Source organism: Ruegeria sp. N11, assembly GCF_056531525.1.
This window is the reverse complement of record NZ_JBQFLX010000018.1, coordinates 37,658-56,529: the sequence shown is the minus strand read 5'-3', so window position 1 is coordinate 56,529 and position 18,872 is coordinate 37,658. Positions and strand designations below refer to the sequence as shown.

Sequence of the window (18,872 nt, the reverse complement as noted above, 5' to 3'; positions counted from 1 at the left end):
AAAAAAACCGCGGATCGGAACCCGGTGGGACTAGTCCACTAGGTTGCGCAGGTATCTTCCGTATGCCGTTTTCCGAAATAGTTTCGCGCGTTTCAGAAGCTGCTCCTGCGAAATCCAGCCGTGTTCGAACGCAATCTCTTCCGGGCACCCGACCTGCTGACCTTGTCGGTTCGACAACGTGTGCACGAAGTTTCCGGCCTCAAGCAATGACGCATGTGTGCCGGTGTCCAGCCAGGCATAACCGCGCCCCATCTGCCTGACGCGCAATGTTCCGTCGTCTAGGTACGTCTCAAGCAGAGACGTAATCTCAAGCTCTCCGCGTTCCGACGGCTTGACCTGCCGCGCGCGCTCTGGCGCGGTACCGTCCAGAAAATACAGGCCCGTCACGGCATAGTTCGACGGCGGCACTTTGGGCTTTTCAATGATGCTCTGCACTGCGCCGGTCGCATCAAAGCCAACCACGCCATAACGTTCCGGGTCGGCCACGCGATAGCCAAAAACGGTTCCGCCTGTGCTTTGCGCATCGGCCTTTTGCAGTTGGGTCGGCAGACCATGGCCAAAGAAGATGTTGTCCCCCAGCACCATCGCCGACGGCGCGCCGTTCAGAAATTCTTCGGCCAGCAGATAGGCTTGCGCCAGACCGTCCGGCGACGGCTGGGTGATGTAGGTCAGTTCCAGACCCCACTGGCTGCCATCCCCCAGCGTGCGCTGAAACTGGTCCTGATCCTGGGGCGTGGTGATGATGCAGATCTCGCGGATTCCCGTCAGCATCAGTACCGACAGCGGATAATAGATCATCGGCTTGTCATAGATCGGCAGAAGCTGTTTGGACACACCCATCGTGATCGGGTACAGACGGGTGCCCGAGCCGCCGGCCAGAATGATACCTTTACGGTTCGTCATGATGAAATCTCTTTGCTGTTCAATACGTCGCGCAGGCCGGCCCGCCAATCGGGGCGTTCCAGACCGCAGGCAGACAGGCTGCTGCAGTCCATTCGCGAATTCAGGGGCCGTTTGGCCGGAGTAGGATAGTCAGAGGTCGGAATACCAGTAACAGTCACGGACCGACCGGCCTGCGAGAAAATCTCGCGCGCAAATCCGGCCCAGCTGACGTCCGGTGCACCGCCAAAATGCAGGGTTGCGCTGTCCATCTCACCAGCCATCAGGCAGTCGGCCAGACGCAGGCAGGCCCGCGCGATGTCCGCAGCCGGGGTCGGGCCGCCAATCTGATCGTCTACAACGTTCAGCGCATCCCGGGTTTCAGATAGGCGCAGCATGGTTTTGACAAAGTTGTTGCCATGGGCCGAGAACACCCACGAGGTGCGCAATATGGCGTGACGGCAGGTGCTGGCCCGGATCGCTGTTTCACCAGCCAGCTTGGTGCGGCCGTAGGTGTTGATTGGATTCGTGGCATCTTCCGGTTGGTGTGGTGCCTCACCCGAGCCGTCAAAAACGTAATCGGTCGAGATATGCACCAACGGAACACCCAGCGCTGCACAGGTCTGGGCAATGGCCCCAACCGTCGTGCCATTGACGGCCATTGCCGTCTCGGCCTCATCCTCAGCCCGATCCACAGCGGTATAGGCTGCGGCATTGATCACCGCTTGCGACCGGTGCGTTTCGATGGCGGCCTGGCACTGTTCCGGGTTGGTCAAATCCGCTGCATCGCGGCCAAGAAACACGATCTCGCGCTGGCCCGCATTCAGGGCGATTTCCTGGGCGACCTGCCCGGTTTTTCCAAAGACAAGGATCATTTTCCCGTCCCCAGTCGCTGGCCAACGCCGTCGCGGTTTTGCAGCGCGCGCCACCAGTCTTCGTTGTCCAGATACCACTGGACGGTTTTTTCCAGCCCTTCCTCGACGGTTACGGACGGGCTCCAACCCAACTCATTGCGAATGCGGGTCGGGTCTATGGCATACCGTGCGTCATGGCCGGGGCGATCGGTTACAAAGGTGATCTGGTCTGCGTAAGACCCGCTGTCTTTTGGACGTTTGCGGTCAAGGATTTCGCAAAGGGTTTTGACCAGTTCCAGATTGGTGCGCTCGTTTTCGCCGCCGATGTTATAGGTGCGGCCCACCTGCCCCTTTTGCACCACCAATAGAAGCGCATCCGCGTGATCTTCCACGTACAGCCAGTCACGGATGTTAGAACCATCCCCGTAGATCGGCAGTGGCTTGCCCGCCAGAGCATTGAGGATGATCACGGGGATCAACTTTTCAGGAAAATGGAACGGCCCGTAATTGTTAGAACAATTGGTCAGCACGACCGGCAGGCCGTATGTTTCGGCCCAGGCGCGAACAAGGTGATCGCTTGCCGCTTTCGAAGCGGAATAGGGCGAGCGGGGGTCGTAGGACGTCTCCTCGGTGAACTGAACCTGCGGGTCAGCAGGTAGCGAGCCATAAACCTCATCCGTCGAGATGTGGTGAAACCGGAACGCCTCGGGCTGACCCATGTGTGTCCAGTATGCTCTTGCAGCTTCGAGCATCTGATAGGTGCCCGTGATGTTGGTTTCGATAAAATCGCCCGGCCCGTCGATCGACCGGTCAACATGGCTTTCCGCCGCCAGATGCATGACCGCGTCCGGCTCATGTTCTGCAAACACCTTGTCCAGGGCTGCGCGGTCTCGAATATCGGCCTGTACAAAACCGTAGTTAGGGTGGTTGGTCACACTGGCCACGTTTTCAAGACACGCCGCGTATGTCAGCGCATCCAGGTTGACCACGCTGTGGCCGTCACGAATAGCCTGACGTACTACCGCGGATCCAATGAACCCGGCCCCGCCGGTCACGAGAATTTTCATTTCTGACCTTCATATACAAACGGATTGTCCAAAGCCGCCAGTGTCACGGCCGCTTCATCCTTGGCGCTCAGCACAGGATCAATTTCCAGCTCCCAGTCGATACCGATATCGGCATCGTCGAACCGGACCGAGCGGTCGCAGTCCGGGGCGTAGTAGTCCGAACACTTGTAGACGATCTCGGTGTCCGGCTCACGGGTGACGAAACCATGCAAGAACCCAGCTGGAATTAGCATCTGTTTGCCATTTTCGGCGCTCAATTCGACACCCACCCATTTTCCGTAGGTCGGGCTGCCCTTGCGAATATCGACGACCACATCCAACAACCGCCCACGTCCACAGCGCACCAGCTTATCCTGCGCATGAGGCGGAGTTTGCATATGCAGCCCGCGCAGCGTTCCCACAGTTGCAGATACCGAATGATTGTCTTGTACAAAGTCAAAGTTCAGCCCCGCATCCTCCATGCGCCTCCTACTCCAGCTTTCGGAAAAGAACCCACGATTATCGCTAAAGCGTGCTGGTGTAAGGATTTTCACACCCTCTATTGAAGTATCTTCTATCTGCATTGAGAAAACTTCCTGCCGTTTCAATCGCAAATGCTCGGTTTGTCGGTTGCCCACCCTCTAACCCGCCTGATGTGGAATTACCACCACGCGAACGCGATTCCGGCAAGAACCGCCGGACTGCATCAGTTGCAATCTGTTTCATCTGTGCAAAACTGTCTCCTGCCCGATGCCGGGTGGTTACAGAATTTTGGGGAGTTCCGATTTTGCCCGTATCTGCTCGACTGAGCCTGTGTTTTTTCATGGCTTGGCTGTCTTCGGCTTGGGCAAGCGACGCCCCTTGGCCCCCAATTCTGATCGACCCGTCCAGCCAGGAGCACGGTCCCGCAGATCTGATCTTACCGATGCCTTGTGGCGGTGGCATGGCCTTTCAGAAAGTCAACGTGCCGGTCGATATCGCCCGCCCGTTGTCGGACCGACCCTTTCGTATGGGGCAGTCTGATGCCGATACCGCTTTTTCGGACTACCTCAAGCCCACCTATCTGCGCGGGGCATTCGACGACCCCGAAAACAGTGTCAGCTACTATTATATTGCCCGGTACGAATTGAATGAGGCTCAGTACCGCGCCATCAACATGAATTGCGACGGCGGCTTCAAACCGGTCGAAGCCCGGGCCAAAGGCGGATTAAGTTGGTTCGAAGCCATTGATCTCTCGCGCGCCTATTCCGAATGGCTGATGCAGAACGCCCGCGACAGCCTGCCCCGGCAGGGTGACCGCACCGGCTTTCTGCGGCTGCCGACCGAACCTGAATGGGAATATGCCGCCCGTGGTGGCGCAAAAGCCGACGCCTCGGTATTTGCCGCCCGCAGGTTCTTTTCCGAAGGGACGTTGTCCGATTACGCCGCCTATCTGGCGCCTGGCAGCGGCAGCACCAAGCTCAGCATCATCGGAGCGCGGCGCAAACCCAACCCGCTGGGCCTTCTGGATATCTATGGCAATGTTGAGGAGTTGATGCTTGAACCGTTCCGCCTGAATGCCATCGGGCGCAGTCACGGCCAGTCTGGCGGACTGGTCACGCGTGGCGGTTCGGTCGATCAGGAAGACGCGCAAATCTACACCGCGCGCCGTAATGAATACCCGATGTACAGCAGCCTGAATGGTCAGGCTCTGGCCGGCGAGTATTTTGGCGTCAGGCTGGTCATCAGTGCCGCCGTGGTATCCGAAGACCGCTATGACGCGATCCGGGATGGCTGGACGCAAGAGGCTGATCGGTCCTCGGAAGAGCAATCTGACCCACTGGCGACCCTGAACGCGCTGCTGGAAGAGGAAGTGGACCCCCGCCGCAAATCTGCCTTGGGCGATCTTCAGCTGGAATTTCGCATCGCGCGGGAACAGGCGGCGGAATCCCTGTTTCAAGCCGCAAAATCCACGCTTCTGAGCGGGGCAGCTTTCGTGGAGACCTTGATCGAAGGCAGCCGCGAAATTCAGCAACTGGAACGGGACAGCCTGCGCCTGCTGGACACGATCAAGGTCACGGTCGGCAATCAACGAACCCAACTAATGCAGACATTGAACCTGAACCTCGACCGGCTGGATGCCTTGCGGGCAAGCCGGGATACGTACTTGCTGTCTTACCGGGCAACGCTTGAGACCTTGGGTTCCGACGTCGAAGCAGAAATCCGTGAACGCGCCTATGAAGGGCTGGCGCAGGATCTGGCCCAGGCGGAACAGGCGCAGCTTTTGACAATGCTCAACCGGTTCTGGACGGATATGGGGCTTTATCTTGAAGAACCGGACATGGAGAAAGATCAACTGCTGCTGATCGCTATTCAGTAGGGTGAACCTGTGCGGTTTGTGGACCCATTCATTTGACTGAGCAGCCCCCGCAAATCTTAATGACCAAAAGCTATTTCGGGCAAAAATCCGGGCACGCTCCGTCCCTTGGTGCCCTAATGCATGTTTGCGCTATGGGTCAGTCTTGAGGCCAAAAAAACCGAAGACTAAAGCCAACTCCTTGAAAAGAAAACGCAAAACTCGAACTTCCCCCCGATCCTGAGCGATAACATTTTTTGTAACGGGCTATTTTGAACGGCACTGGCTAGCGTTGGTCCCAGATAGTTTTTTGCTTAGGGGGTCGACAATGGCACGCAGTATTTTCAAACACACGCTGGGCGGCGCATTGGCCGCATCCATGATGATGACAGCATCGGTTGAACGCGCAAACGCAGGCGCCAAGGAAGTGATCGGTACAGCGATGCTGTTATGTCTCGCCAATCCAAACATCTGCCCAAGAAACAAACCAAGACCTCCCGGCAGAAAGCCGGTCCCAACGCCCGTTCTAAGCGAGGAAGAACGTCAACAAAACCGCGACGTGCAGAACGCCTTGAACACATTCGGCTTTCCGGTCGGAAACGCTGACGGTGTATTGGGCCGCCGGAGCCGCGCAGCCATCCGCGACTATCAGTACTTCATGGGCGATCCCGCCAACGGACGCCTTTCCCAGTGGGAACGGGATACGTTGATCAACGCATGGCGCAAGTATCAGGCTGGCGCGGGCAACGCATATCCACGACTGATGGCCGCCGAAGGCCCAAGTGGCCTGCTGAAGGTTGAACGCAACCCCGGCTATGCCGGGCATTATGGCGACGGGCAGCAGCCGCAGCCATACCCATCGCCACAACCCAAAGACGGCCACATTGTCGCTCCGAACAAATCGTCCCCGCCACCCATCATCGGCGAACTGCCCAAACGCATAGGAACACCCGTCAAATCTGTGGCCGGGCGCTGCGAACTGGTGGATGCCACCTCGAAAATTCAGGGCGGACTGATCCACGCGGACAATGTGACCGATCACCATCAGGCGCTGAGTGAAAAACTGTGCGAGGCACGCGGGCTTGTCATTACTTTGGGACAGTCCTCGCAGTCCCATTTCGCAGTTTCCGAAACCGAAATGACGGAAATCTGCAATCACATCAAAGCCACATTCTCGGGCACAATCAGTGCTCTTCCCGGAACGCCGGTGCAGTCCACCCTGGACAGCGCGCGGAATGCGAATGCTACGCTTGGGCTGAATATGCCCCAGATTGCCCGGGACTATGGCGAGATCTGCACAGGAATGGGGTATCGCATGGACGACGCCGAGATGGCGCTGGCCGGTGCCCTTTCACTGACCGCATCCGGCCACGCTGCATATGGCGAACTGGTTGGCCACCACCTGCGAGAAGGTTTCGGCACCGCCGAAGCTCCGAAGGCGTCGGTCGAGTGGTACGCGAACGCGATGACGGCACTGGAAAATGGTGCGCCTGCCGTTTTCATGGCCAGCGCCACACAGGATCGCATCAGCGTAATCCGCAAGGCAATGCAAATCGCGGAAACGCAGGCTGCACTTCACGGTGTTCCCGTAAATGCCCGATGGTCGGCAGGTAATTGACGATTTATCGAGATACTGTTTCGACATTAAGGGTCATTACGCCTGAATTGTCGAAGTTTTAGGGCGCCATACCCACCCTCGGCGTCCTAAAATTATTTGTTTTCAATGCTCAATTGCATGGGTGCAAACAGGTGACATTTTTTGTAACATGCACTGAATCACATGTTTAAGTAAGAATAACGATATAGATTTTGGGTAAGGAGGTGACTTAAAGATGCCACGTCATATTTTAAATAAATCCGTCGGCGGCGCATTGCTGGTCTCCCTGATGATTACCACGGGCGTCAGCCGCGCAAGTGCAGATTTGGCAGATGTGATTATCGGCGGCGGTGCCGCTGTGATCCTTGGGTGCGCTACAGGCGCAATCAACTGCAACAAAAACAAAAAACGCAGCCAAACGACGACAACGCGCCGCTCGACGGTGAATTCTGCCCAGCGGCAGCAAAACCGTGAGGTTCAGAGCGCGCTCAACGGCTTCGGCTGGAACGCGGGAACGGTCGACGGCGTGATGGGAAACCGCAGCCGTGCTGCGATCCGTGACTATCAAGGTTACATGGGATACCCCCAGACCGGCCAGCTTTCGGATTGGGAACGTCAGAACCTGGTCAATGGATGGCGGCAGTATCAGTCAGGTGCCGGTGGCGCCTATCCACGCACGATGGCTGCCGAAGGCCCGCGCGGATTGCTGAACATCGGTCGTGACCCCAATTATGCCGCACGTTATGGCGACAATGCCGGGCCGAACTACGGTGCAAATACTCCCAATTATGGCACCAACAACAACGGCATTGTTGACCCGTGGGCCAACAACGGCACTCAGGCCGCAGCGGCGCAGCCCCTGAACCAGGTACCACGCCAGCAGGTCCCGCAGGCGGTCATTCCCGACCAGCCCCAGCAGGGTGGCGGTCAGGTTATCGGCAATGGCAGCACGGTGCCAAAGCTCAAGCCCCTGAAGCCGGTTGGTCAGCCCACTGTATCCGCCGCTGCGCGGTGTGAACTGGTTGATCAGACAACGCGCATTCAGGGCGGTGTGGTTCAAGCGTCGAACATGACAGATCCGAACCAGGCGCTCAGCGAAAAGTTCTGCGAAGCACGTGGGTTTGCCATTACGCAAGGTGGATCCCTCGCGTCGCAATACGCGGTTTCCGAAAACGAGATGACGGAGCTGTGCAGCCAGATTGCAGGCGGGTATTCCGACGTCATGTCCGGTCTGCCCTCAACGGATCAGGCACAGGTCATGCCGGCGGTTCAATCGACCGCCACCCAACTGGGCCTGAGCGATGCCGCAACAATGGGTGTCTATGGCCAGATCTGCTTGGGCATCGGTTATCGTCTGGATGATGCCGAGATGGCCCTGGCTGGCGCATTGACGATGATGGCTGCGGGTCAGGCTCCTTACGGAGAGCTGATTGGGCACCACCTGCGTGAAGGGTTCGGTGTACCTGCGACTCCCGCGGCAGCGGTTCCGTGGTATGTGAACGCGATGGACTCACTGGAAAGCGGTGCAACGCCTGTTTTCGTCCCCAGCACGACAACCGAACGGGTTCAGGTCATCCGTTCTGCACTGCAGGTACAGAACCAGCGTGCAGGAAACAACGGGCAAAGCTTGCCCAGGGTGGTTCCGGTTGCAAATACGCTGCCGCTGCTGACGCCCAAGGACTAAGCTACAACTGCCAGAAAAAGCAAATGGGCCGCCTGATCAGGTGGCCCGTTCTCTTTTGTGGCGCAGGTCATCTGTCAGCCTGCGCCAATCATCAGGAACGGGGCCCAGATCGACGGGTGGGAATTGGGCAGTTGGGTCTGATCGCGGCTCGTGTCGTCAAAAAGAGCTTGCATCGCCTGCCTCAGCGACTCGGCCTTGCTGGTCTGATTTTCCGAGGCGGTCACGGTGCGAGTAATCAGCGCCTCGGCGGCGCGATCATCTACGCGCCAATGCGAGACAAGCATATTGCGCGCGCCAGCCGAGAAAAAGCCCTGAACCAACCCCCCCAGACTTTCGCCGCCGATGGAATCTTCCCCTGCTGTGTCGCAGGCCGACAGAATGACCCAGTCAGCGCCAATATCGAGCTGCGCGGCCTCGGAGGCGGTCAACAGGCCATCGCCAGTGAAACTTCCTTGCGCCGGGGCAGTCGCGTCTGGCGTCAGCGCCAATGCGGGTTCGGCCAACCCTTCGAACGCGCCCGACAACAACCCATGCGTTGCAAAATGCAGAATTTGCGCCTGCGCCAGTTTGCCTTGGTTGTTGAGCGCAACGATTTCCGCTTCGCTTGCTGAGGAACCCAACCGAATGTCGCTGCGGGTCTCTCCGAACAACCCTGCCAGCGTTTCAACTTCGCGCCGGGTGCCCGGCAAACGCGGAAGCGCGCGTACTGCGGTTGCTCGTTGCGAGACCGATCCGCGCATAACGACGTCTGTCTGAGGCAAGGCCGCCAGTTCCGCCCCCTGAAACGCAGGGTCGCCAAATCCGACATATGCCAGCCTGGAGGCTGGTTGCTCGGGGACCCGGGGACGTTTTCGCAGGTTTTCAAGGGCCGCGACGGACGGCACAACCCGCAGCGCGCGCTCATGCCCCAACCAGCGGATTTCGCGCAGGTCCCCTGCGGTGCGACGGTCCTGCAAATGTCGGCCCGGGTCATCCACGATCAGGGCCGCGAAAGGTATGCTCAGCGTTTCACCGTAGGGGACCAACGTCCAGGTCGACTTGGAACCAATCAGATCAGCTATTTCCGGCGATCCGAAAAACGTCTTGTGCAGTCGTTCTGCGGCATCGAAAGCAAACGGGGCGGCATACCGCGTCGCTTCGGCGCCCGACGCGCCCTGCACGTTGGCAAGCGGCGCCCGCAATTGGGCCATCTGCTCTGGCGACTTCGGGTCAAGCGTACGCTGGAGATCAAGTATGTCCTGCACCAGAACGTTCCACTTCTGAGGCAATTCAACCATCGCCGCGCCGTCCCGGGTCACGGCAAGAACCAGCCCTTTGATCCCTTTCTTAAGCGCGCTCTGGGTTGTGGCTGTCAGGATCATGATCACAGCCTCATCCGGCGCGATTACCTCGCGCTGGATATGGCTCATCGTCAGCGGCGCAGGGATTTGCCATTCGAAGTATTCGGAAAACTGCGCCGACATCCGGGACCGCAGACGGTCCAGATCCGAATTCTGAACATCGTTCCCGACCCGCTGGGCCAAAGTCGCATTCTGCCATTGCGCCGCAAGTTGCACCAGATCGGGGTTTTGCGCCTTGTCCCGGATCGCCGCACGGGCCACAGCGACAGAGGCGGGGCCGTAACCCGCCAGTTGCATGGCCTCAAAGGCCATCTGAACATAGCGGTTCTTCTCCTGCTCACTGCCGGTTTCGGCAGCCTTGAGCGCTGATGAGGCGAACAACTCACCATACACCTGGCCAATCAGGTATACTTTTGCCCCGCCCGCTATCCCTTCCAGCCATTGAAACCCGCGCAGATAGTTCAACAGGTCGACTGTTCCATTTTGGAAGACGGCTGCCGCAGCAGAGAATTGCCCGCCTTTGAGCAGTGCCGACCCATGCGCGTCCACCAATCGGTAGTTGATGTCCAGATCGGGTATGGAACCCGTCCGCTGTTCTCCTTCCCGCTTTTCGATCTGGTTTCTTATGACTGCCAGCGCGGTTTCAATTTGTCCGGCTTCTTGCAGGAAAAAGGCATAGTTGAGTTCTGATGCATAAGCCTCAAGCCGCGTGCCTTGCGCCTCCTCTGCGGCGGCCAGTCGGCGCAGCATTTCCAGATCCGAGGCCGTGGGTGCCTTTCCCGCCTCTGTTCCATCCCAGAACGCAAGCTCCTCCTTGGGCCGGTCCAATGCGACGTTGGCCTGAATTTCCTTGTCCTTGGCCTGCAACCTGCGGGCCCGGACTTGCAGGGTTTCGCGGTGATCCGGTCCCAGTTCACGCGTCAGGATATCGATGGATCGGGCATATAGCGGCTTGGCCCCTTTGAAGTTCTGGCGGAAATTCACCAGGTGATCGGCCACTGCGAAGTAGACTTGGGCCTTTTGTCTTTCAGGGACCGCACCCGGGTCCGAGACGATCAGTTCAAGCGCCGCCATCATTTTGGCCTCATAACTCTCGAACTCGAGATTCGCCAAATCATGTCCGGCCAGCGCCAGCAGCGCAGCAAGACGCTGAGCAGGATCCTCGCTGGACAAGGCATCATCCGAAATTTGCCGGTTCAACTCGCGGGCTGCGAACTTCCGCCCCTCCGCGCGTTCGATATCCTCCAGCGTTCGGCGCGCCCATTGAATAATCTCGTGCCCCTGAGGCAGTTTGCCCTGCGCCGAGGCAAGAACGTCCTCAGTAACGGATCGCGCCTCATCCAGTCTGCCAACACGCTCCAGCGCAATTCCGTATCGCAGCCGCGCGTAAAGGTGGGACTCGCTGTCAACCGCGTTTAATCTTTTGCCCAGTTCAGACGCTTCACGTGTGGGTTCAAGCGCTGCTTCATAGGCTTCCATCGCGTTCAGGGTATTGGCCAAACCGTTCAATGCCACTTGCAGCTTGCGGCCTTCCGTGTCGTGTTCCCGCGCGATCCCGACCATGTTTTCAAACATTTGCCGGGCGCCATCCAGCTGGTTTGTATCCAGAAGAATTGCGCCAACCAGAATACCGGTATCCAATCCCGCAGCGCTGTTTAAGAAACCCAGTTGTTCAAGATCCCGCAGCAGCTCTGAGCTGACACTCAGCGCTTTTTCGTGGTGTCCGAGCAGTTGCAGAAGACTTCCGTATTCATAGCGGACATACAGCCCGTCTCGCTGAAGCCACAGACCCTCAATCCGGGCTGCGTCGACCGATTTGGTGTAGGCGCGCAATGCGTCTTCCCTGTCGCCGATGCCGAACAGGATTTCTCCTAGTATCCCATATTGCGCGACCCCGTTCCGCCCTTCGGTACGCAGGCCCCGGTCGATCATGGGTTCCATCTGCCTGACAAGTTCCCGGACCGTGGCATGATCCTGTGCAACGAAGGCCTGACCGGCTCTGTTTTGCAGCGCTTCCAATTCGGCAGAGTTCTGGTTCTGGGCGACGACCGGCAGGGCCAGAGCCAGCAAAAGCGCGAAGACAGCGCCGGGCAGGCGGATGCCAGTCAACCCGGCGCCTCGCAATCCTGATGGGGCGACTGTGGAACAAACAACGCGACGCGCCCCTGACTGCCGCCGGCATTCGTGATCCGCAACGTCGCGTTGACGCAACTGTCGATCCAGACATCCACCAGCGCCGCAATCCCTTCGATGCCGGTCTGCGGGCTGATGTCTGCGGCGATGCTGGTTCCGTCCGAGCCCACGAGTTCAACGTCGATATCAGCCCCACCTGACCCGCGCCACAAGCGAGCCTCGATCCACGTTACTTCCGAGCCGACAAGAAAAACGTCCGTTTCATGAGTTTGTCCGGGCGCAAGCAACAGGTCCAGACGGGCGGCGCCACCAAGCTGACCCCGGGATCCGGTTTCGAGAACCGCGTCCATCAAATCCGCTCCTCCGGGCATGTCGCGCAGCGCGTCGGCCAAAGGCAAGACCGAGAACGGATCCTCCGGGTCCAGAGTGCCGCCTTCCTCAAGCAACACAGCCAGACTGCTGGCAAGGGCCTGCGGTTCGTTTGCCTCAACGGCCCATTCTGCCACAACCAGGGCGCTTTTGCGCAGGTCGGCCGCCACGGCCGATCCACCCTGACCAAGGAACATCAGGCTCAGAACAGCCAGAACCGCAATGTTGACTTTACTGCGCACCGCGTTCGGCCCCCACCTCTGCAACGGTTTTCAGCGGAATAATAACGGCACCGCTTTGCTTGATAACAGTTTCACCGACGGAACGGGTTTTGGCCAGCCCGAATCCGGCTTCGGTCAAAAGCGAGGATAACGAGTTGGCAGGCACAGACCGTGTTGCGGGCGGCGCGCGTTCGTCTTGTAAATAACGAAAATCGACCGGGTCCGACCCGGGCATGCCGCGTTCGGCCAAGAGCAAAACACGCATCTGACCAGTAGCCAGCACTGCCCCATCCGGCCCACGCGTGGCTTCGGTATAGCGCAGGGCATCGGTCTCTCCTGCCCCTATGCGCCAGCCGCCTTTTTCGGCATCCCTGTATCCCGACAGGAAATACACCTGATTGTCCGGCGCGACATAAAGGGGCGTCAGATCAACCGGCCACGGATTGCGATTGTGAACGGAGACCAACACTGTGTCACAGTGGCCAACCTGCAGGATGCCCTGGGGTACGAACTGAGGCTCAACCTGAACCGCCAAAGCCTCCTGACATACAAATTCTTCGTCTGCTTCACCGGGGATGCGACGGGCACTGGCGGTGATCCCTTGCGACAAGGGGCTGGTCTGCAATGTCGCCGCAACCGAGGTCAGCGCGCGCGACTTTGCGGCCCGCTGCAACATCTGCTCCAGCAGAGGCAATTGGGTCGCGTCAAACGGAACAGACAACGCATCGCGCGCACCGTCGGGAACGGGGTGCAGCACCAACCGGTCCTTATCGGCTACGATTTGAATGTCCGGATCGTTCTGATCAAGGCGCAACCGTGGCTGCAGGTCCGAGATCATCTGAGCAATCCGCTCCTCAAATTGCGAGTCAGCAGATTGCAGCGACAGCCCCACTGCCAGCGAAAGATCTGTCGGGCGCGAAGAAACCTTTGCGGCCAGGCGGGGCGCGCGGTGCTGAAGCCAGCGCATTCGGAACTGTTCGAGTTCCAGACCCTCGGCTTTGATCTTCTCATCAAGTGTGGCGCGGGTGGTTTCTGGAAGCGGGGCGGTGGCTTGGGTCAGCGTCACTTCCGTTGGCGACACATCGAACAGTAGGGCGCCATCGCTGTCCTCGACTGAAAACACCGTATCTGTCGTAACGCCATCGATGACACCAGCCTCGACAACAACGAGGTCCGAAATGGAGACGGCAAACCGGTCCGACACTCCGGTACCCTCAGAAAACATGGGCTTTGTACCCAAAGCCCCCTCAAACCGCGGATCTGCACGCCCCCAGCCAATATCCCAGAGCGTCGCGGAAACCTGTCTGGCCAGTTCTGAATATGTGGGGGCTTCGGCACTTCGCAACGCACTGGCCAGCGCCCATGTCATCAGACCATGAACCGTTGGCGAACCCGGCGGTTTCAACTCGTAGGCCAATGATCCGGCCTCAGCCGCATAGAATCCTGTAAAGTGACCGGGTGCGAGGGTACTGGCTTTCGACAGGTCCACCAGTGGTTCGGCAACCGGGCTGACTGTCGTGTCGGGCCTCAGATCGACTAAGCGCGCAACGGCTGTCTCACCCCGCCGAAAGCTGCCGGAATGACAGGTATCCGCAATCAGCCACACATTCGCCCCGGCGGCGATCATCCGGTCTATTCTGGCCCCAATCTCATCATCCCGAACAACATTGACCGGCGCGCCATCGACATCAAAGGCAAAATCCGAGGGCAAGAATACCTCATCCAGCCCGTCCACCTCGGATGCGTCCGAACCGGACGCAATCTGCGCACCGTGGCCCGCCATGTAGATCGCTATCTTGTCGCCCGCCTGCGCCTCTGCCGCCAACCGATCCAGCGCGGCCAGAATATTGGCGCGTGTTGGAGCGCCTATTGAAACACCTTCGGTTTCAATCAGTTCCGGAGAATCCGACAGCACTGAAATCTTTTCTATTGGAACACCCTTGCCAGCAAAAACCTGCGTCATCAGCGCCACGTCCGGGCCCGGTCCGGTCAGGGCCCCACCCAGACGGGCCAGATCAGCAGTGTAATTCATCACGCCAATCAACAGTGCTTTGCGATCAGGCCCAGCTGCGGAGGCACCTGCCGACAGAAGGCAGGCTACTATCAGAAAAACGCGGATCATGGCTCTACAGGCCGGGTCTCAATAACGACCCAGTTAGGACCACCCGGCACGTGATTGATTTGTAGCTGACCTTGCAGGTCTGCAGGCACACAGTCCCAGTTCTGCGCCTCACGTCGGCAGGACGCCCCCGACGGACCAAACACTTGCCGCGCTGACACGCCTTTGGCGGATGCAAAAGATGCAACACCCTGCCCCTGTGGCGGTTCGAACCGGCTGCCGCCTGGGACAATCCAAACCGTGTTTCGCAAAGATTCAGGCGAGGTTTTGCTAATCAAACGATCAAACCGCTCACCAAGCTCTTTGTCCCCTCGCATCAAAAACCGCGCCTCGGCCTGATAGCGGTTTTGCAGTTGCGTTGCGGTTTCGCCTTTGGGGGCGTGTGCGGAAACAATCTCGAGCGCGGCTAGCAACAGCGGCGCGTTTTCAGTTGATACGGCCCAGTCGGCAAGAACCAGACCGGCAGAGACCCGGGCTGCCGCACTGTCTGGTTGTGCCTGCATTCCCGTTGGCAGGACGATCACAAGAAAGACTGAAAGCACTTTTGCCTTCATCATGGCCTACCCTCCCCCGCCCGATGCCGCGCCGGATACCGATGCAACGACCCGCCCGCCGTCTGCATCTTCCACCAGGCTGGCCGAAAAACCATGTTTCTGCACAATCGCCTTCACCAACCCCAGACCCAACCCATACCCGGTAATACCGGAATGCTCGGCACCTTGCGCGAAACGCTCGAACGCGTGTTCGGTAAAGCCTTGCGACAAGGCCCCGGCATTGGAAATTTTCAGGTCGAACCGTGTCGCATCCCCGGTCAACTCGACCCGGATTTCGCTGTTTGCGGCAGCGTATTTTGCGGCGTTGGACAAGAGGTTCGACAGCATGAGTTCCAGAAGATGCGAGTTGCCGGTGACACGTAGCGACTTGTCTATGTGCTGAACCAGACTTCGCCCGTTTACCTGCAGGTCTTCTTCGAAATCGTAAACAAGGTCTTCCAGCAAATCCCCCAGCGGGACGTCTGGTTCCAGCCGGGTATCTGCATCGGCCTGAAGCCGGAACAATTGCATGATGGATTGCAGGCGGGCGTCAGCGGCATCTATTCCCATGTCGATACGCTGTGCGTGAATCTGCCTGTCCTGCGCGTTTTGTGCATTCAGCAGCTTCCGCATGCCGCTGCGAATATTCTGAAGCGGTGTCCGCAACTCATGCGCCAGATGGGCGGACAGGGCACGCAAATCAGCGAACAGCCCGTCAATCTTGGGCAGCGCTTCGTTCAACTGGCGACCCAGCTCGCGCAATTCCGGCGCGGGCGTTTCATCTTCAAACCGAATGCCGGTCTCGCCCGAAGAATACCGCTCAAGCAACCGGTTCACCCGTTGCAGACTGCGTCGGTACCGTTGCCAATGCGCGATCTGCAACAGGATCATCAAACCGCACACGACAAGTGAGACACCGGCAATGGCAAGCGCCAGCCAACGTGCGCGTTGGGTTTCGAAACTGGGCGATTCAATTCCAAAGACAAGCGCCACATCCCCAACGGGCAGCGCCCAGTCCTGTGAGGCCGCAGCAACATCAACCGATCTGGTTTCAAAATCGGCCCCATCCAGCGACGCATGTCCCTGCCCGTGCTCAAGGGCGCTGGCTGCGCCCGGTGTTGTTTCCAGCAGAACGCGCCTGCGATCTCCGCTGATCTGCCAGATCGCCAGTTCCAGCCGGTCGGTGCCCGGCAGAACTATGTTGCGTGACCGATCGAACGCGGTGGCCAGCCCACTTACGCCACTGTCTTCGAGAATACGCAGCATCTGCGCTTCGACGCTTTTTAGGGTCTGCCGGTCCGCCCTGTCTGCCGCCGAGAATACGGACAGACAGAAAATTGCCGCCAATGTCAGGAAAACACCAAGCGCCGCGTAAAACAGCCCTTGTCCCGTTACCATGCGGGACAGTTTCGGGTTTTCTCCGATCAGGTGGATCACTGATCCGGGCTTTCATCAGCGGGAATGCGCAGCAATGCTTCGGACCGGAAAACATAGGCATCCCCATCGGTTTCCAGGAATTCCGGGTACGTCTCGCCGCGCGAATCCAGAGCGGACTTGAAATCGCGCACCAGCCGGTGCCGGGCCGCCGTCACCGGGTTCGAGCCGACATCCATGAACGTCTTTTGCCAAACGTCCAGATAGATCATCCGCTTGGGGATCGGCAGGCCGTCGCGCTCGGCCAGGTAGATCAGCATTTCGCATTCTTTCGGCCGCAGTTCGACACGCGCGCCGCGCCACCGGACGATCCTGTCCTTGCGGCTGATCTCAAGCGGGCCAAACACCATCGTTTCTTCCGAAACCAAGGGACGCAAAAGCACCTGAACGCGCGCGCGCAACTCGCCCTCGTGAACCGGTTTGCAGATGTAGTCATCTGCCCGCGCGGTCTCGAGCCCGCGGATACGTTCCTCGATGGAATCCAGTGCGGTGAACAACAGGGCCGGAATTCGGATGCCGAGGTCACGCAAACGCGAGATGAAGGTCAGCCCGTCCCCATCCGGCAGGCCGCGGTCCACGACCAGCGCGTCAACCGGTCCGGCTTCGAACCTGTTCTGCGCATCCTTCAGGGTGCGTACACGCATGGCGTCCATACCGGCCTCGCGCAGGACATCCACCGCCCAGTCTCCGATTTCCTCTTCATCTTCCACAATCAGTACGCGCGGAGGCTGCGCCTGATGCCGAAGCGCCTGCACCCGTGTCAGGAACTCATCATCCGCCCCGGTGGCCGACATGACGTCGTCCGCGCCAAGCGCGATCAGCTCGTCCCGGCGATTGCGAAAACTGACCCCGTGGGACAGAGAAAAAAGAACCAGAACCCGTGCCGCGTTCTGTGCAACCTGTGTCAGACGCTCATTCGCCTGGTCATCCGTCAGGGTTTCAACGTCCAGAACAGTGACTGTCGCACCCTCGTCGCCGATGATCAGCTTTTGCGCATCCAGAATGGCAATGCGTGAAGCTTTCTTTTCCGGAACACCGTCCAAATATGAAACATCTACAGTATTCATGATGTACTATCCGTTTTCTCCGATTGGGGACGATATGATTTGAACTGTCAATTCCCTAGGCCGCCTGCAGGTTTCCAACCAACGGCAGAGGCTCAACAATCGTTGCTTCGGCCAACAGTTGCGCTGCTTCAAATAGCCTTTCCTTCCCCGAAAAATCCGCGATTTTACGCATGTTACGCAGTTCACCGGGCTCAAGTTCAAAACCAAGCGCATCGAAGGTGTCGCGGGTCAGGCTCATGTCGTAATGGGTGTGCTGCAATCCCGAACCTAACATGTCTGCCATATCACGCATCAGCTCCCGAGACAGCGCCTCACCATCCTTGATCAGGCCGAAGAGGCCACGGAAGGCCCTGAAGACTGACACTTTGTCTGTCAGGGAATTGCCCGAATAAACAGGGCGCGAACTGCCCGTACCCAGCGAGGTCAGCGCAATGCGCTGCACACCACGAGCCCGGGTCAGACGGGTCAGCAGGTAAGACGGATCATTGAACAGGCTAAAGCCGCCATCCACCAGACGGGTCTCGCCCACGCCGCGCAATGTCATGGACACCGGCGAGAACAGACCGGGGGCTGCAGTGCTGGCGCGCAAGAGGTCGGACAGAGGCAGTTTTTCGCATCGGATTTCGGCGGACAATACGCGGTCCACACCGTAGTCAATCGTTGTAAACGCGATCGAATTCCCGCGCTGCAGGTCTTTGGCCAGCAATGTCAGGTCGCATTCCAGATCGTTGCGGTCCAGCAGCCGCCCCTGCGTGCGCTGTTCGAAGAAGCTGTGCAGCAGATCGCCGTCGAAGATGTCCTGCAAGAGCGGTACAGCCCGCTTGCGCCGTTTGAAACCGCGCGGCACATCCTGCAAATAAAAATCCGCGATATCCTGAGCGGAAAGGCCCAGCGCGATGCCGGCGGCAATCACTGCCCCAGTCGAGGATCCGGACACGGAATCGAAGCTGTCGGACAGGCGATAATGGGGGCCATATTTCTCTTTCCCCAGGGCCTCGATACGCAGCAACATGGCAGCCGGGATAACGCCCAGCAAACCGCCTCCGGAAACGGACAACAGTGAACTTTCGGTAACTGGTCCTGCTGTGTTTTCAAAGTCAAACATCTCGAACTCTCCGGACGATTTTACCATTGCCTAAAATGGTAGGCTCTGCGGTTAGAAGTTTGAAATGACAGCTTTTGTAAGCGCGGCTGTGTGACAAGTTCTGTAACTGGTCAAATTCTGAGATTTGCGTTGACCATGAGTTATGAGTCACGTTTA

The 18,872-nt window shown here is 58.6% G+C and carries 14 protein-coding genes; 3 read left to right on the top strand and 11 right to left on the bottom strand.

The features are described 5' to 3' along the window. Positions 1-30 precede the first annotated feature (30 nt). From rfbA to rfbC, 4 genes are read right to left on the bottom strand one after another with little or no spacing between them, the layout of a single operon-like run. Positions 31-903 (bottom strand): glucose-1-phosphate thymidylyltransferase RfbA, encoded by an 873-nt coding sequence (gene rfbA, locus ACR0J8_RS18165; protein WP_480523756.1) that lies wholly within the window; start codon positions 901-903, stop codon positions 31-33. Further along, positions 900-1,754 carry a dTDP-4-dehydrorhamnose reductase gene (gene rfbD, locus ACR0J8_RS18160; protein ID WP_480523758.1) on the bottom strand — a complete coding sequence of 285 codons (855 nt, stop codon included), beginning with the start codon at positions 1,752-1,754 and terminating at the stop codon, positions 900-902. Before rfbD ends, rfbA begins: the two co-directional genes overlap by 4 nt. After that, entirely contained in the window at positions 1,751-2,800 is a 1,050-nt protein-coding gene (gene rfbB, locus ACR0J8_RS18155) for a dTDP-glucose 4,6-dehydratase (RefSeq protein ID WP_480523760.1), read from the bottom strand. The genes rfbD and rfbB overlap by 4 nt, the downstream gene beginning before the upstream one ends. Next, on the bottom strand, positions 2,797-3,363 hold the full coding sequence (gene rfbC, locus ACR0J8_RS18150) for a dTDP-4-dehydrorhamnose 3,5-epimerase (RefSeq protein WP_480523762.1): 567 nt from the start codon (positions 3,361-3,363) through the stop codon (positions 2,797-2,799). Before rfbC ends, rfbB begins: the two co-directional genes overlap by 4 nt. Before the next feature lie 239 nt (positions 3,364-3,602). Here rfbC and ACR0J8_RS18145 point away from each other — a divergent pair, with 239 nt between their 5' ends. The 3 genes from ACR0J8_RS18145 (at position 3,603) to ACR0J8_RS18135 (ending at position 8,395) form a co-directional block, all read left to right on the top strand. Then, positions 3,603-5,138, top strand: coding sequence for a formylglycine-generating enzyme family protein (locus tag ACR0J8_RS18145; protein WP_480523764.1), 1,536 nt, complete (start codon positions 3,603-3,605; stop codon positions 5,136-5,138). Between the two features lie 304 nt (positions 5,139-5,442). Continuing rightward, positions 5,443-6,732 (top strand): peptidoglycan-binding domain-containing protein, encoded by a 1,290-nt coding sequence (locus ACR0J8_RS18140; protein ID WP_480523766.1) that lies wholly within the window; start codon positions 5,443-5,445, stop codon positions 6,730-6,732. A 214-nt stretch (positions 6,733-6,946) separates the two neighbouring features. Continuing rightward, entirely contained in the window at positions 6,947-8,395 is a 1,449-nt protein-coding gene (locus ACR0J8_RS18135; RefSeq protein WP_480523768.1) for a peptidoglycan-binding domain-containing protein, read from the top strand. Between the two features lie 74 nt (positions 8,396-8,469). Here the strand turns inward: ACR0J8_RS18135 and ACR0J8_RS18130 are convergent, their stop codons facing one another. Genes ACR0J8_RS18130 through ACR0J8_RS18100 form a run of 7 tightly spaced genes read right to left on the bottom strand, consistent with a single transcriptional unit; the run spans position 8,470 to position 18,716 of the window. Further along, positions 8,470-11,844 carry a CHAT domain-containing tetratricopeptide repeat protein gene (locus ACR0J8_RS18130; RefSeq protein WP_480891513.1) on the bottom strand — a complete coding sequence of 1,125 codons (3,375 nt, stop codon included), beginning with the start codon at positions 11,842-11,844 and terminating at the stop codon, positions 8,470-8,472. Then, entirely contained in the window at positions 11,841-12,479 is a 639-nt protein-coding gene (locus tag ACR0J8_RS18125) for a hypothetical protein (RefSeq protein ID WP_480891510.1), read from the bottom strand. The genes ACR0J8_RS18130 and ACR0J8_RS18125 overlap by 4 nt, the downstream gene beginning before the upstream one ends. Continuing rightward, on the bottom strand, positions 12,469-14,580 hold the full coding sequence (locus ACR0J8_RS18120) for a caspase family protein (protein WP_480523772.1): 2,112 nt from the start codon (positions 14,578-14,580) through the stop codon (positions 12,469-12,471). Before ACR0J8_RS18120 ends, ACR0J8_RS18125 begins: the two co-directional genes overlap by 11 nt. Continuing rightward, positions 14,577-15,134, bottom strand: a complete 558-nt coding sequence (locus ACR0J8_RS18115) for a hypothetical protein (RefSeq protein WP_480523774.1) — start codon at positions 15,132-15,134, stop codon at positions 14,577-14,579. The genes ACR0J8_RS18120 and ACR0J8_RS18115 overlap by 4 nt, the downstream gene beginning before the upstream one ends. A gap of 3 nt (positions 15,135-15,137) precedes the next feature. Continuing rightward, positions 15,138-16,547, bottom strand: coding sequence for a sensor histidine kinase (locus ACR0J8_RS18110; RefSeq protein WP_480523775.1), 1,410 nt, complete (start codon positions 16,545-16,547; stop codon positions 15,138-15,140). Next, complete coding sequence (locus ACR0J8_RS18105; RefSeq protein ID WP_170615836.1) at positions 16,544-17,611, bottom strand: response regulator transcription factor; 1,068 nt, start codon at positions 17,609-17,611, stop codon at positions 16,544-16,546. Before ACR0J8_RS18105 ends, ACR0J8_RS18110 begins: the two co-directional genes overlap by 4 nt. A 55-nt stretch (positions 17,612-17,666) precedes the next feature. Then, on the bottom strand, positions 17,667-18,716 hold the full coding sequence (locus ACR0J8_RS18100) for a patatin-like phospholipase family protein (RefSeq protein WP_480523777.1): 1,050 nt from the start codon (positions 18,714-18,716) through the stop codon (positions 17,667-17,669). Between the last annotated feature and the right edge of the window lie 156 nt (positions 18,717-18,872).

Bases quoted from the DNA above. Each gene is read 5' to 3' on its own strand.
- rfbA (WP_480523756.1), bottom strand. From the start codon at position 903: ATGACGAACCGTAAAGGTATCATTCTGGCCGGCGGCTCGGGCACCCGT.
- rfbD (WP_480523758.1), bottom strand. From the start codon at position 1,754: ATGATCCTTGTCTTTGGAAAAACCGGGCAGGTCGCCCAGGAAATCGCC.
- rfbB (WP_480523760.1), bottom strand. From the start codon at position 2,800: ATGAAAATTCTCGTGACCGGCGGGGCCGGGTTCATTGGATCCGCGGTA.
- rfbC (WP_480523762.1), bottom strand. From the start codon at position 3,363: ATGCAGATAGAAGATACTTCAATAGAGGGTGTGAAAATCCTTACACCA.
- ACR0J8_RS18145 (WP_480523764.1), top strand. From the start codon at position 3,603: ATGGCTTGGCTGTCTTCGGCTTGGGCAAGCGACGCCCCTTGGCCCCCA.
- ACR0J8_RS18140 (WP_480523766.1), top strand. From the start codon at position 5,443: ATGGCACGCAGTATTTTCAAACACACGCTGGGCGGCGCATTGGCCGCA.
- ACR0J8_RS18135 (WP_480523768.1), top strand. From the start codon at position 6,947: ATGCCACGTCATATTTTAAATAAATCCGTCGGCGGCGCATTGCTGGTC.
- ACR0J8_RS18120 (WP_480523772.1), bottom strand. From the start codon at position 14,580: ATGATCCGCGTTTTTCTGATAGTAGCCTGCCTTCTGTCGGCAGGTGCC.
- ACR0J8_RS18115 (WP_480523774.1), bottom strand. From the start codon at position 15,134: ATGATGAAGGCAAAAGTGCTTTCAGTCTTTCTTGTGATCGTCCTGCCA.
- ACR0J8_RS18105 (WP_170615836.1), bottom strand. From the start codon at position 17,611: ATGAATACTGTAGATGTTTCATATTTGGACGGTGTTCCGGAAAAGAAA.
- ACR0J8_RS18100 (WP_480523777.1), bottom strand. From the start codon at position 18,716: ATGTTTGACTTTGAAAACACAGCAGGACCAGTTACCGAAAGTTCACTG.